Origin of the sequence: Tenacibaculum tangerinum (assembly GCF_029853675.1) — a bacterium.
Lineage (GTDB): Bacteria > Bacteroidota > Bacteroidia > Flavobacteriales > Flavobacteriaceae > Polaribacter > Polaribacter tangerinum_A.
Genome location: NZ_CP122539.1, coordinates 3330717 through 3344649, shown reverse-complemented (window position 1 = coordinate 3344649; position 13933 = coordinate 3330717). Strand labels below are relative to the sequence as shown.

Below are 13933 nucleotides of genomic sequence, written 5' to 3'. Positions count from 1 at the left end.
GAGATGAGACCTCTCGATACTATGGGGTATTTGCTTCAATGAGTTTTAAATCATACTACGATTAACAAATAATTTTTTCGTGTACCGTCGATTGGTTATTAAGAATGGTAATGCATTAAAAATTTACTTCTACAAAACAAAAAAATCTCAACTACCCCGTTGAGATTTTTTATTTCGATTTCCCTTTATACTTATATTTTTTTTGCTCCTCCTCTAATTAGTGAAATAATAAACAACACTAAAAATACGAAAAATAAGATTTTAGCAATTCCTGTTGCTGCTCCAGCGATTCCAGTAAATCCTAAAACTCCAGCTATAATAGCCACTACTACAAAAATAATTGTCCAACGTAACATATATATAAATTTAAAGTTAATATTACAATTGTGTAATTTTTACACCTTGTAAAATTATAGCGATTGTAACAATTAGTTTAGCTCTAAAGAAAAATATGTTTGCTCATATATATTTTTTCAGTTAAGCTAAAAAAAATAGTTTTCGAGCTAACTTACATCGTTTATTAGAATTATATTACCCTGTTTATAAATTCGTATGTACCATGATAAATATTCATATTGAAGACGACAACCAAGATGCCATAATTACGAGCTTTGCCGAAACGCTCAATATACCAATCGATTCAAAATCAAGCAATTTCTCTAAGCTGTGTTTTCCTGAATCTTTGGGTAATGGTTGTATACAACAGCACAATTATAAATCAGGAGTTTCTGTACTCGACGTTCGTTTGAAGCTCAAAGAAGAAATGAGCCTGCTATTTGAGCAAGGGGTATCGCATCCGCTAAAAATAATAATTAATAAAAAAGCACGTCTTAAGCATCAATTTCATGATAACAAAGATGCCGCATATTTAAACGAGCAAGGTTCTGTTGCCCTTGCCAGTATTGCAAAGCAAAATCATACCATATTTTTACCTAAAAACCAGTACATCTCGTTACTTAGCATTCGAATTGATCGTAAAAGTTTTGAAAGCTATCTTGAAAATCATTTAGAGGAAATGGACAAAAATTTGTCGACCCTATTAAGAGATGTCAATGGGGTGAACCCGTATTTTCATGAAGGCTATTACAATTACCAAACATCAGAAATTTTAGACAAGTACTTTAATAGTAATTTCAGCAATATTGTAGAGACGTTGTATTTAGAAGGATTAACCTACCAACTCATTAGCTTGCAATTTGAGGCCATATCTACCAACTCAAAACTATCTGACGATCAAAAACGCATGTCGAAAACCCTTCAAGAAAAGATTTTAAAAGCTGCGAGAATTATAAAATCTGACATTGCGCACTTTACTACTGTAGCAAACTTAAGCGATGAAATTAATTTAAGCGTAAAAAAAACACAACAAGGGTTTAATGAATTGTTTGGAATGTCGGTGTTAGAATATGTAACAAATTACCGAGTTGAAAAAACCAAAGAACTCTTGTTAGAAACTGATTTAACGATTTCAGAAATTAGCTATCAATTAGGTATTTCTTCTCCTGGCTATTTGTCTAAAATATTTAAGCGAACAGTAGGAGTATCTCCTTTAGAATACCGCAAAGTAAAATAACGTCGCAAATGTTCAATACTAAATACCTAATGTTATACTATTTGCAGCAATAGTCATAGTTAGTTTACACATCCATTTCTACCTTTACATCGTTAAAAAACAACTTATAATAAGAAGTCGTTTACAATGCCTTTTAGTAGCATCGTTTCTTTTTTAAGTGTTATGTTATTAATTAGGTTGTAAGATAATTCCCCCCTTGTCAATACCTAGGTTTATATTTAGGTAGTTTATATTTGACGAAACCATTCTTTTTCGAAAGAATGGTTTCAATTTATATCCCCTATTTATCTTCTTCTCATTATTGCTCCATTTGTATCAAAAAACCATCAACCCCAACTTTTATCTAAATGAGTTAAGCATTTACGTAATTGAGTTCAATTAAAATTTAGTGTTGACCTACTTTTGCTCCACCAATTACTAATTAAACAGTTTACTTATGGGAGTCTTAGCGAAAGATAACAGACAGCTATTGTACATTTACTCTTCTAAATCTGTATTCGGAAAAGAAATGTTAGCCTATGCTAATAGTATCGACAAACGCATACAAGCTATTGATATTTGTGAGGAAAGCATTTCTCAAACAGTATGGCTAGAAATTGCCGAAATGGTAGGAGTTACACTAGGCGAACTTTTTTCTCCTGAACACCCAGATGCTAAGAACGTGGGAGATGTGAGTGATTTTATTGTAGAAGATTGGTTAAAAATCATTGAGCATACTCCTAGCCTATTACAACATCCGATTGCTATTAATTGCAACAAAGCTGTGAGCATTAAACAAAAATCGGATATGATGATTTTTTCTGAAGAATTAAATAATTAAACCTTTCAGTACGATTTGGTAAAACAGCATGTGTTTAGCACAACTTTTTGGTTGGTTTACAAATTATAAATATAATAGGTGTGTAGCATGTGCGTTACATTATAACAAACAACTTTAAATGAGCTAACTTTTAATTTTAATGAGCAAAATAAACGTTTTGTTGCTGCCTACCTTTGACAACTATATATAAACAAACTTTTTCACAAAGCACAGTCGTTACTATGTGAAAAAAATTATGAACACTAATAACAAATAAGAACCATGAAAAAATTTATTTTATTATTTGCAATAGTTTCAATTGCACTTGTAAGTTGTGACGTTGAACAGAAAAAAGAAATGAAGTTACCTGATGTAGATGTGGATGTGGATACAGAGGCAGGCCAATTACCTACTTTCGATGTTGATTGGGCAGACGTAGACTTAAAAACCACCACTAAAACCGTAAAAGTACCAAAAGTAGTGGTAGTAATGGAAGAGGTTGAAGTTGAAGTACCTTACATAGATGTTGATATGCCTGATGCGGGTGAAAAAGAAGAGCGTAATTTAGTAGTTGAAGCTGAAGTGATTGAAACAGAACACGATTTAAAAATTCAAAAAGTATATGCAAACAACAAAAATTTAGTTGTGGTAGCTACTCTTGAAGAACTAAGTCAAACTTTAGGTGATAAAAAACTAAGAGTTTCAGATCAATTAACTCTAAATGCTCCTGAAGATTTAAACGTAAAATATTACATCGTTGGCGAGAAACCGAACAGAATATTTAACAGTGCTCACAAGTACTTTTCTTCTATGAACGATGTTGAGCAAAAATTAAAAGATTATAGTGTAATTTACTCTAAGTAATACATTTACATCCATACAAAAAACCTTACAAGCAAGTTGTTACAAAACACTTGCTTGTTTTTTTTACACAAAAGTTACCACTTCGCACCTGCAGTCATCCGTTCACTATTCAGCCCAATTGTAGAGATTTAAAACCGTATTGTGCTATTGTTTTTCTAGAATAACAATTAAATTTGTTGAATTAGCTTAATCTTACACCTATGTCTTTTTCTCGAATTCAAGAAAAATTAAAAATATTAGCAGATGCCGCCAAGTACGATGTTTCGTGCTCTTCAAGCGGTAGTAAACGCGCTAACAAAAATAAGGGTTTGGGTGATTCTTCGGGCATGGGAATTTGCCACACCTATACCGAGGATGGAAGATGTGTTTCTTTATTAAAAATATTATTAACCAACTTTTGCATTTACGACTGTGCTTATTGCGTAACTAGGAAGAGTAACGACATAAAAAGAGCGGCATTTACGGTACAAGAAGTCGTAGACCTTACGATTAATTTTTACCGCAGAAATTATATTGAAGGCTTGTTTTTAAGTTCGGGTATTTTTAAAAATGCCGATTATACCATGGAACGCCTGGTTGCCATTGCTAAAAAATTACGATTAGAAGAAAACTTTAACGGTTATATTCACTTAAAATCCATTCCTGGTGCTTCTGACGAATTGATGCGAGAAGCAGGGTTGTATGCTGATAGACTGAGTGTAAATATCGAAATTCCTACAAAATCTGGATTAAAGTTATTGGCTCCTGATAAAAATCACCACGATTTTATAAAACCAATGACGAAGGTTAAAAATGAAATTATAAAGTACAAATCTGAAAAGAAACTAATTAAAAGTACTCCTAAATACGCTCCTGGTGGTCAGAGTACACAAATGATTATTGGTGCGAGTGGCGAAAGTGATTTTCAGATCATGGCAACCTCTAATCACTTTTACAAAAATTACAATTTAAAGCGTGTGTACTATTCTGGATATGTGCCTATAAGTTATGATAATAGGTTGCCTCAAATTGGCACAGAAGTGCCTATGCTTAGAGAAAATCGACTTTATCAAACCGATTGGCTGATGCGTTTTTACGGTTTTGAGTTCAATGAAATTTTAAATACGCAGCATCAAAACTTAGATTTAGATGTAGACCCTAAACTCAGTTGGGCTTTGCGCAACATTCATTTGTTTCCTGTAAATATTAATACGGCAGACAAACGCTTGTTACTACGTGTACCCGGGCTTGGGCTTACTTCGGTAAATAAAATTGTAAACGCTAGAAAATTTAGACAACTAAATTTCGAACATCTTAAAAAATTAGGCGTGGCGCTTAACAGGGCTAAATATTTTATAGAATGTGCTTCTATGTATGGGTACACACATCAAAACCTAACCCCACTGCAAATAAAAACCAACATTCTTAACAACTCTACAAGTAAGTTTCGCAAAACTATAAGCCCTCAACTAACGTTATTCAGTTAATGCAAGCAACAACCCTTATATATGATGGTAGCTTCGATGGTTTCTTAAGTTGTGTTTTTACTTGTTACGAAAAAAAGCTCAGCGAAGTATCCATTCAAAAAAAAATACACGTACAGCATACGGTGTTTGGCAACTTCGATGAAGTTCTTACCCATAAAGAGTATGCTGATAGGGTTTGGAATGGACTAAAAAATAAATTAACCTATGTGGGTTTGAATCAAATTTACTATGCTTTTTTAAGTGAACAGCCTCAGGTAGAAGATGTGCTTTTGGCATATATTCGTCAAGTATTTTCTTCAAAAAAAACATAGAAAAAGATTATTCAAACGATACCGTTTTAAAAATTGCGAAACTTAGAAAAAGTGTAGGACGAGAAAAACACAGAATGGAAGCTTTTGTACGGTTTAAACTTACGAAAGACAACATTTATTTTGCCAATATTGAACCCGATTTTAATGTACTTCCTTTAATTGCCAAGCATTTTAAAAGCAGGTATGCCGACCAAAAGTGGCTGATTTATGACATAAAAAGAAAGTATGGTCTTTTTTATAATTTAGATAGCGTTGAAATTATAGAACTTGAATTCGATAAAAGTTTTGACTTTAGTAAAACGTCTGATAAAATTTTTACTGTAGAAGAGTTAGAGTTTCAACAACTTTGGAAAGATTATTTTAAAAGCACGAACATTGCATCTCGTAAAAACACAAAGTTACACACGCAACATGTACCGAAACGTTACTGGAAATATTTAAGCGAAAAGCAATAAAAAAAAACAGCTTAATAAAGCTGTTTTTACCCCTAATAAAAAAATTCAGAAAACTGTACATTACATACAATTCTCTGCTACTACTATACTTTTACTGTTTTCTGTTCGGTAGTATCCCAATAATACGCATCGCTAATTACTACTTTTAAAGCCACTATACAGTCGGTCTCTCTACCATTCTCATACCACTGTGCATCTTGCTCATCCCACAGTGCATCTATAACTTTCTTTTCATCATAATGCATACCATCTCCGCTTATAGACAAGTATTCTTCATCGGTATTGTTAGCAAATATCAACAGTACCTTACCTCCTTCTCGTATGTTCTTGTAATGCTCTGAATGTTTGTCTGACAAAAACCAAATAGCCCCTTCATCTTCTATCGTTTTTACGGTCATTGGGCACACAGAAGGATTCGACATATCTAAAGAGCTAACCAACATACATGTTGGGTTATTAATTAAAATACTTTGAATTTTTTCTACAGCATTGCTACCAGCCAAGTCATCAATTTTTTCCATACTATTGAGTTTTAACTGACACAAAATTGAAAAAAAGCTTTTTTCTATTTAACTCAATCCATTTTTAGATGTGCTCATTCGACTCAACCCACATAACGCACTTTATATGAGCTAAATATATTTTTTTTTAAGTCAATTACTCACTTTCTATTTATAGAGATTTGCACTGTGAGTGATGGTTCATTCACATAACCGTATTATTAATCTTAAAATCAAAATTATCATGGGAATTTTTTCAGAAAGTACAGAAAACAAGTTTAACGATTTATTAGAAAAGGCATACGATGCAGAAAAGGGATTTAAAAAAGCTGCTGAAAATGTAGAAAATTCTTCCCTACAAAGATTCTTTAATCAAAAGGCTGAAGAGCGTCAAGTTTTCAGATCTGAATTAAGAAATGAATTGAGATCTAATGGTTTGGAAATTAATGAAGAAGATGGTAGTGTAGCTGGTACTATTCACAGAGCTTGGATGGATACCAAAGCTTTCTTTTCTTTCGACAACGAAGAATCGATGTTAGAGGAAGTAAGAAACGGTGAAAAAGCAGCATTAGAAGATTATGAAGATCTTTTAGAAGACAACAACTTGCCTACAAGTACAGTAAACGTTTTGCGTAAGCAGCGAAATGCTATTGAAAGCAGTTACAATAGAGCAGACTATTTAGAAGATATTAGATAGAAACGCCTCTATAGTTATGTGGTTGATTTACAAAAAGCTATCGGTTGATAGCTTTTTCTTTTGAATTTACTTCTTTGAGTAATAAGCCCTTTTTTATCTCTCTCCAAAACCATATTTCTGCTTCGGTACTTGTTTCTGTAAAATTTTCAAGCAGTAATAAGTTTTGCTTAAATTGTTCTATTTCTTGTTCTGTAACAAAACTTCTATTTATGGGTTGGTACAACATTCCCCATTCCTTATAAAGTCTTTTTTTTGTAAAACTTGTTCCAACTATTTTAACTTCGGAATGTCTTTCATCTTTTTTTATTAATTCAAACAAGTGCAATACATCTGCCTCATCTCCTTCTAAAATTTGATAAAACTTATGATTGTAAAACAACAAACATCCAGAAATTTTTAACGTATCATTGTTTACTTTACTGTTATATAAGATGTCTTGAATGTCTTTATCACTAATAGTACCGAGTGCTTTAGATGTGTAAGTTAGTTGATATATCATAGTTATAGTTAAGCAAATTAAAATTACACACACTCGTATAAAAAAAGAAATAAAAAAAGAAAATTATCTCTTTTTTGTTATACAAATAATGTATTTTTAACTTTAAATTTTTTTTATTGTTGTAAGTTAACCCTAATTTTCTGAATTATGAGGATTTATTTAAAATTTGATGCTAATGCAGTATTAAAAAACTTACTAGTGCAACAATTAAATACTCTTAATTTAGAATATACGTTACACAATACTCAGGAAATTATTTTTAATAAAGAACTTTCTCTTGCCGAAAAAACACATGTTCAAGAGTTATTAGAACCCTTCAATATTTATATAACGAACGACTTAAAATTAAATATTATACAACGTATAAAAATATGTATTGACAATATGCTTAAAGATGAGGATGCTGTAAAAATTACTGCTTCTCATTACCTGTCTGATAAGTTAAATTATTCGTATGCTTATTTATCGAATTTATTTTCTGAAGCAACCTATACTTCTATTGAAAATTATATAATTTTGCGTAAAGTAGATTTAGTTAAAGATTTTTTAGTTGAAAGTGACCTAACGTTAACCGAAATTGCATATAAACTTAACTACAGTAGTGTAGCACACCTATCTAGTCAATTTAAAAAAACTACGGGGCTCACTACTTCTACATTCAAACGCATTATCGAAAAACGAAACCAAACTAACATCTAACGAACCATGAATCAATCGCCCCTCAATATAATTTTAACCGATGACGATATCGATGACCGTCTTTTTTTTGAAGAAGCTATTGAAGATATCGATATCGCTACCAAACTTACCACCTTTAATCATGGTCAAGAGCTTATGAATTATTTACAGAGTAACGACACTGCGTTGCCGCATCTTATTTTCTTAGATCTTAATATGCCTATTAAAAATGGTATGGAGTGCTTGCAAGATATTAGAAACAACCCTAAACTACAGCATACTATTGTTGCCATTTACTCTACCTCTTCATCTGAAAGTGATATTGAAAAAACATTTGTAAATGGGGCCAATATATATATTAACAAACCCAATTCTTTTAACGATTTAAAGAAAGCAATTAAAAAAGTACTGCAAATAAATTGGCAGTACCATACCTCTAATCTTAAAAAAGAAAACTTTTTGCTAAGAATATAAGCATGGATTATAAAAAATACCTCTTCTCTGATACCACTTACAAAGTTATCTCTACATTTACCATAGGTATTTTATTAACAGCTCTAATTATTTCTTACAGTCTTTTTTTAAATTATAAGGGCTCTGTTGAAAAAAAACCTGACTTATATACAAAAAGCCTTAGTTTAGAAAATATTAGTAAGAATCTCCATCAGTTAGAAAAACAATATGTAGATTTTCTTATATTTAAAAAACCAATAAACACTGATAACGTAATTGATGTTAATAGTAACATCTTAAAAAAGCTTGATGAATTAACTGTAAATTTTCAAAATGATTCCTCGTGTTTGGAGCAATTAATGGATATTTCTTCGAAACAACAGCAGTTGTTTCGCTTTTTAAATGAATTAGATACTGTAAGCATTTCTGAAGAAGTAGCCCATAAACATTTAAAAACAATTATAGCTCCTATAGAAAGCATTAATGCCATTCAAACAAGTCTTATCAGCAATCAACAAATTATTCAATTAAAAAAAATAGAAGATCGAAATTATTCTTTTTCTAAAATTATAATGGTTTGCTCATTAATTGCCATTGCATTACTTCTACTCTTTGTATATAAGTTATTTATCGATAAAAAAAGGCATGTTAAAATCAATTCATTTTTAGAAAACATCCTCAATCAAACAAACGACATCGTTAACCTTTACACACCAATATACGACAGCACAAAAAAAATAGTAGATTTTAAAGTTGAGTATGCTAGTAATGCCAACAAAAAAATAACCGACACCCCTTTACATAAAATCTCTGGTAAATATCTTACAGAAGTATTCCCTGTATTCAAATCATCTGGTGAACTCAATGAACTCATTCAATCTTTTACCACCAAAACACCCATTGAAAAAATAACAGAACTTACCCATAACGGAGAAAAAACAACTTTTTTAACTCGATTTTTCCCTTCTGAAAAGGATATTAAAGTGATTTTATTTGACATCTCTAAGTCTGTAAAATATGAAAACGATCTCTCTAAGTTAAATTACGAATTACAACTGAGCAACGATTTACTTAAAGAAGCTGAAAAAGTTGCTTTAATGGGAAGCTATATTTGGTATGTAAAAAACAATGGTATTGCTCTTTCTGAGAACGTATACAGAATTTTAGAACATACCCCTTATGAATTCGAATCGTCTTTAGAAAAACTCAGAGAGTTTGTGCACCCGAATGATTTAGACATTTATGACAAGCAAATTAGCAATGCTTATGAAAACAATCAAATTATTAATTTTACCTTCAGAGTAGTCACCAAAAGCAACAAGATTAAGCATCTTTTTACCAATGGCGCTCTACATAAACACCAAAATAAAACCATTATTATTGGTATTATTCAAGATGTTAGCAAGCAAGTTGCTATTGAGGAAAAACTACAAAAAAGAAATGCCGAACTAACCCACCAAAATGTAGAATTAGAATCTTTTAACCGTATTGCTAGTCACGATTTACAAGAGCCTTTACGAAAAGTACAAATGTACTTATCTCGTTTGTCTGATGGTGATTTAACAGAAAGAAACAAAAAATATGTTGAACGTGTAATCGACTCAGCTACCCGTATGCGCACGTTAATAAATAACCTATTATCTTTTTCTCAAATTAATAAAAAAGATGAAGCGCATACTCTTGTCGACTTAAATGATGTATTGCAACATGTAGAGGATGACTTATCGATGAAAATTAAAGAACACAATGTGCGCATTCAATACGATAATTTACCTCTAATTAACGGAGTTGAGTTTCAGCTTCATCAGTTGTTTAATAACTTACTTGCGAACGCTATAAAATACAAAGACGAAAACAAACAATTGCTTATCGAAATTCATTCAAGAATATTAAATCGTGCACAAATCGATGAACCTTTTGTTAAAAAACACAACATCTATTACCAAATAAAAGTAATAGATAACGGAATAGGTTTTGATAATAAAATGCGTGACAAAATCTTTGAAGTGTTTCAACGCTTACACCAAAAACACGAATATTCTGGAACCGGAATTGGTCTTGCTATTTGTAAAAAAATTGTTACCAAACACCAAGGCTACATTCAAGCTACTGGTATTAAAGGTAGCGGATCTGTATTTACCATATATTTACCTGCATAAATAACTTTTTCTAAAAATTATATAACACAAAATAAAAATTGTGTAACATTCAAAGTGTATTCCTGTTGCACCTTTGCAAAGTATCCTAAAAGCTTGTAAAGATGAAGACAGTGAACTACCACTACAGTAAGTTAAATGCGAGAGTTGGTCGTACAATTGCGAAAGCAGTATACTGTGACTACAATACGACAGAAAAAAAATCATCCCGTAAGACTACGCGTTCTAACAATTAGAAAAAAACTACTCTACTATACTTTTTCAATTAACCTAACTAAAAAACCCATGAAAACTATAACAATCAATACCGAGTCTATTGGTAAAACTTTCAGTCAGTTGCATAAACAATTATCAGCATCTTATGAAAAATGTTTTAAAGAGCATTGTTTAACTTTTAATAACACATTGGGTCGTGGTGAAGTAAGAGGTATTTTATTACAAAATAACATTTCTTATCTTGAATTTAATGTACAGTTTGAAGAAGACGTTGCATTGATTGTTAATGGTATTGTAAGTAAAACTGTAAATATAGCCTATTGTTCTGGAGGGTCTGTAAGTCACCAATTTTCATCAACTTCTAAAGAGGTAACTTTAGAACCTTTTAAAACGGCCATCGTATCGAATGTAAACTCTCAAAGTAACACCATTTATTTTAAGAAAGATACTCCCACAACTATTACCTTAATTAGTGCTTATAAGCTAGATGAAGGTTATGCAAATACTACGGTTCAAAAACAACTATTTAACACGTTTATTAATAACAAAAAAGAAAATACTGTGTTTTTAACTTCTAATAATTTAGAAGTGGCTGAAAAGATAGCACAACTAAGCTCATACAACGAAAAAGGAATTGTGCGTAGCTTACTAGTTGAAGGAATGGTACACATTATTCTTGCCTTACAAATTCAACACTACCGAAGAGATGTTATGAATTTAAACACCAATAAAGGCAGTTTAACATCGAGCGAAATGGAAGAAATAAAAGAGCTTTCAATGTTTATTAAAAACTATCCTGAAGAAGCCAACACCATAGAAGATTTGTGCAGAAAAACAGGACTAACTGCTTCTAAACTACAAGAGGGTTTCAAGTTAATGCACAACACCACTGTAAACGATTTTATTCGCGACGAACGTATTAGAAAATCTGAGAAACTGATTAAAAATAGTGACTTAAATATTTCTCAAATCGTTTACTCTATAGGTTTTTCAAGCAGAAGCTATTTTTGTAAAATATTTAAACAAAAGTATAACTGTACTCCTACACAATATAAACTAAAAACCAAGTTAGCTGCAACAGCATAACATATATGCTTACTGGTTTTTGTTATGCAAACAAGAAAAGCACAATTTTTAATGAATTGTGCTTTTCTTGTTAATCTATTATAATTACCAACCTTCTCTATTCTTCTTTAAACAACTGCTCTTTATAAGCTGCTTTTTGAATTTGTGCTCTTCTAGTTACAGAAGGTTTCGTGTATTGCTTTCGCTCTCTTAACTCTTGTAAAACTTTTACATTTCTAAACTTACGCTTATAACGCTTTAAAGCTCTATCAATATTTTCACCATCTTTTACAATTATTCTTAACATACGATTATAGTGTTTTGTTATTTGTACTATTTTTCGTCATATAAATTTCAGCTCACAACTACCTATAGCTTGAACCGTGAATTATATAACTGATTAATTAGATTAAAAATTCTATTGAAAATGCTTTGTAAAGCAACTGAAGACTATAAAATCTGAAAAATGCAGAAAATAGTATAAAGACTTGTAGATTTTCTCCTAATAAGGACAGAACATTAATACGGTACAAAGGTATGTTTTATTTATCGCCCCTACAAGAATTATACATAGTAATTGCTTTTTAATGAAAAAGGCGTTACCAATTGGTAACGCCTTTTTGTTAAATTGTTTCTCCCAGTTCTTTCAACTTAGAAGTATTTTCTGCGAGCATTAACTCGTCTATAATTTTTTGAATATCTCCGTTTACAATATTAGATAAATCGTATAGGGTTAATCCAATTCTATGGTCTGTAACTCGTCCTTGAGGATAATTATAGGTTCTAATTTTTGCAGAACGATCTCCTGATGTTACCATCGACCCACGTTTTGCAGCATCTTCCTCTTGCTTTTTAGCCAATTCTAGGTCGTATAAACGAGAACGCAATACTTTAAATGCTTTTTCTTTATTTTTATGTTGCGATTTCTGGTCTTGACATTGTGCTACCAAACCTGTGGGAATGTGCGTTAAACGTACTGCCGAATACGTCGTGTTTACTGATTGTCCTCCTGGCCCCGAAGAACAGAAATAATCAATACGTACATCTTTCGGGTTGATTTCTACATCAAATTCTTCTGCTTCTGGAAACACCATACAAGTAGCTGCCGATGTATGTACACGTCCTTGTGTTTCAGTTTGTGGTACACGTTGTACACGATGTACACCTGCTTCAAATTTTAAAGTACCATACACATCTTCACCTGTAACTTCAAACTGAATTTCTTTAAATCCGCCGTTAGTTCCTTCAGAAAAATCTACCGTAGAGACTTTCCATCCTTTACTTTCGCAGTATTTGGTATACATTCTAAACAAATCACCTGCAAAAATACTTGCTTCGTCTCCACCTGTTCCTGCACGCAATTCAACTACTGCATTTTTAGCATCTTCTGGATCTTTCGGAATCAATAAAAACTTAATTTCTTCTTCCAATTCAGGAATACGCGTTTTTGCTTCGTCCATTTCCATTTTTGCCATTTCCACCATTTCTGCGTCCGAACCGTCGGCAATGATTTCTTTAGCTTCTTCTATCGTATTCAATAAAGTTTGGTACTCGTCTGCTTTTTTTACAACCTTTCCTAAATCTTTATATTCTTTATTTAATTGCACATAACGTTTTTGGTCAGAAATAACATCTGGCTGAATGATTAAGTCTGAAACCTCATCATAACGTTGTTTAACTATCTGTAATTTATCTAGCATAGTATCTTTTCTTGGGGTGCGAATTTACGATTTTTTATCGAATTTTATTCATATCTTTAGTTCATTAAGGCTTTTGCAATGCGATTTTTAATCTTATTTTTTACTTGTATACTACTTTTGTGTTGCCAGCAAGAAAAGAAAATTAAAAAACCAACTTGGTTGTTTGGCAAATGGCAACGTATGCATAACGAAGCTATCAGCCAAGGAGAAACTTTACAGTTACTAGAATCAATTAGTGGAAATGCCTCTGGAAGTGGTTTTTTTAGCATATCATCTACTCAAGGAGAAGGAAGTGAAACAGATTCCAGATACACAGGTGAACTTACGATTACTAAATTCGATTTTACGAACAAGATTGTATCGGGTACTTTTTGGTTTGATATCAAACACCCTACCACTGGAGCAACTGTTGAAATACGAGAAGGTCGCTTCGATACCTTGTTTACCCAATAAAAAAAGAAAGATGGTCACCTTAAGGCTTAGAAACCTTAAAAAGTAACC

Annotated in this window: 17 protein-coding genes; 12 read left to right on the top strand and 5 right to left on the bottom strand. The window is 31.9% G+C overall.

Going from position 1 to position 13933, the window contains the following annotated elements; genetic code table 11:
* Positions 1-191: 191 nt before the first annotated feature.
* The gene (locus P8625_RS15115; RefSeq protein ID WP_279651267.1) at positions 192-356 is read right to left on the bottom strand and encodes a DUF1328 domain-containing protein; all 165 of its coding nucleotides are present in this window, start codon (positions 354-356) and stop codon (positions 192-194) included.
* 203 nt (positions 357-559) lie between these two features.
* Here P8625_RS15115 and P8625_RS15110 point away from each other — a divergent pair, with 203 nt between their 5' ends.
* From P8625_RS15110 to P8625_RS16285, 6 genes are all read left to right on the top strand, one after another.
* Positions 560-1573, top strand: a complete 1014-nt coding sequence (locus tag P8625_RS15110; RefSeq protein WP_279651266.1) for a helix-turn-helix domain-containing protein — start codon at positions 560-562, stop codon at positions 1571-1573.
* A gap of 436 nt (positions 1574-2009) precedes the next feature.
* A complete protein-coding gene (locus tag P8625_RS15105; protein ID WP_279651265.1) occupies positions 2010-2393 on the top strand; it encodes an arsenate reductase family protein in 384 nt (127 codons plus the stop codon).
* Between the two features lie 261 nt (positions 2394-2654).
* Positions 2655-3236 (top strand): hypothetical protein, encoded by a 582-nt coding sequence (locus P8625_RS15100; RefSeq protein ID WP_279651264.1) that lies wholly within the window; start codon positions 2655-2657, stop codon positions 3234-3236.
* A gap of 200 nt (positions 3237-3436) precedes the next feature.
* Positions 3437-4702: a putative DNA modification/repair radical SAM protein gene (locus P8625_RS15095; protein WP_279651263.1), complete on the top strand. Its 1266-nt coding sequence runs from the start codon at positions 3437-3439 to the stop codon at positions 4700-4702.
* On the top strand, positions 4702-5013 hold the full coding sequence (locus P8625_RS16290) for a hypothetical protein (protein WP_322790491.1): 312 nt from the start codon (positions 4702-4704) through the stop codon (positions 5011-5013). The genes P8625_RS15095 and P8625_RS16290 overlap by 1 nt, the downstream gene beginning before the upstream one ends.
* A complete protein-coding gene (locus P8625_RS16285; RefSeq protein WP_322790524.1) occupies positions 4977-5468 on the top strand; it encodes a TIGR03915 family putative DNA repair protein in 492 nt (163 codons plus the stop codon). Before P8625_RS16290 ends, P8625_RS16285 begins: the two co-directional genes overlap by 37 nt.
* A gap of 83 nt (positions 5469-5551) precedes the next feature.
* On the opposite strand, the gene P8625_RS15085 is transcribed toward P8625_RS16285, so the two are convergent.
* Positions 5552-5989: a pyridoxamine 5'-phosphate oxidase family protein gene (locus tag P8625_RS15085; RefSeq protein ID WP_279651262.1), complete on the bottom strand. Its 438-nt coding sequence runs from the start codon at positions 5987-5989 to the stop codon at positions 5552-5554.
* A gap of 223 nt (positions 5990-6212) precedes the next feature.
* Here P8625_RS15085 and P8625_RS15080 point away from each other — a divergent pair, with 223 nt between their 5' ends.
* Positions 6213-6665 (top strand): ferritin-like domain-containing protein, encoded by a 453-nt coding sequence (locus P8625_RS15080; RefSeq protein WP_279651261.1) that lies wholly within the window; start codon positions 6213-6215, stop codon positions 6663-6665.
* Between the two features lie 37 nt (positions 6666-6702).
* On the opposite strand, the gene P8625_RS15075 is transcribed toward P8625_RS15080, so the two are convergent.
* On the bottom strand, positions 6703-7164 hold the full coding sequence (locus tag P8625_RS15075) for a BLUF domain-containing protein (RefSeq protein ID WP_279651260.1): 462 nt from the start codon (positions 7162-7164) through the stop codon (positions 6703-6705).
* Positions 7165-7311: 147 nt separating this feature from the next.
* On the opposite strand from P8625_RS15075, the gene P8625_RS15070 reads away from it, so the two are divergent.
* The 4 genes from P8625_RS15070 to P8625_RS15055 all read left to right on the top strand — a co-directional run bounded on the left by P8625_RS15070 (position 7312) and on the right by P8625_RS15055 (position 11753).
* Positions 7312-7863 carry a helix-turn-helix domain-containing protein gene (locus tag P8625_RS15070; RefSeq protein ID WP_279651259.1) on the top strand — a complete coding sequence of 184 codons (552 nt, stop codon included), beginning with the start codon at positions 7312-7314 and terminating at the stop codon, positions 7861-7863.
* A gap of 6 nt (positions 7864-7869) precedes the next feature.
* The gene (locus P8625_RS15065) at positions 7870-8316 is read left to right on the top strand and encodes a response regulator (RefSeq protein ID WP_279651258.1); all 447 of its coding nucleotides are present in this window, start codon (positions 7870-7872) and stop codon (positions 8314-8316) included.
* Between the two features lie 2 nt (positions 8317-8318).
* Entirely contained in the window at positions 8319-10454 is a 2136-nt protein-coding gene (locus tag P8625_RS15060; protein WP_279651257.1) for a sensor histidine kinase, read from the top strand.
* A gap of 282 nt (positions 10455-10736) precedes the next feature.
* Positions 10737-11753 carry a helix-turn-helix domain-containing protein gene (locus tag P8625_RS15055; protein ID WP_279651256.1) on the top strand — a complete coding sequence of 339 codons (1017 nt, stop codon included), beginning with the start codon at positions 10737-10739 and terminating at the stop codon, positions 11751-11753.
* 97 nt (positions 11754-11850) lie between these two features.
* Here P8625_RS15055 and rpsU read toward each other — a convergent pair whose 3' ends face one another.
* Both rpsU and prfA read right to left on the bottom strand, forming a co-directional pair.
* Positions 11851-12039, bottom strand: coding sequence for a 30S ribosomal protein S21 (rpsU, locus tag P8625_RS15050; RefSeq protein ID WP_279651255.1), 189 nt, complete (start codon positions 12037-12039; stop codon positions 11851-11853).
* 316 nt (positions 12040-12355) lie between these two features.
* Complete coding sequence (prfA, locus tag P8625_RS15045) at positions 12356-13432, bottom strand: peptide chain release factor 1 (RefSeq protein WP_279651254.1); 1077 nt, start codon at positions 13430-13432, stop codon at positions 12356-12358.
* 78 nt (positions 13433-13510) lie between these two features.
* Between prfA and P8625_RS15040 the strand changes: the two genes are divergently transcribed.
* A complete protein-coding gene (locus P8625_RS15040; protein ID WP_279651253.1) occupies positions 13511-13885 on the top strand; it encodes a hypothetical protein in 375 nt (124 codons plus the stop codon).
* Positions 13886-13933: the final 48 nt, after the last annotated feature.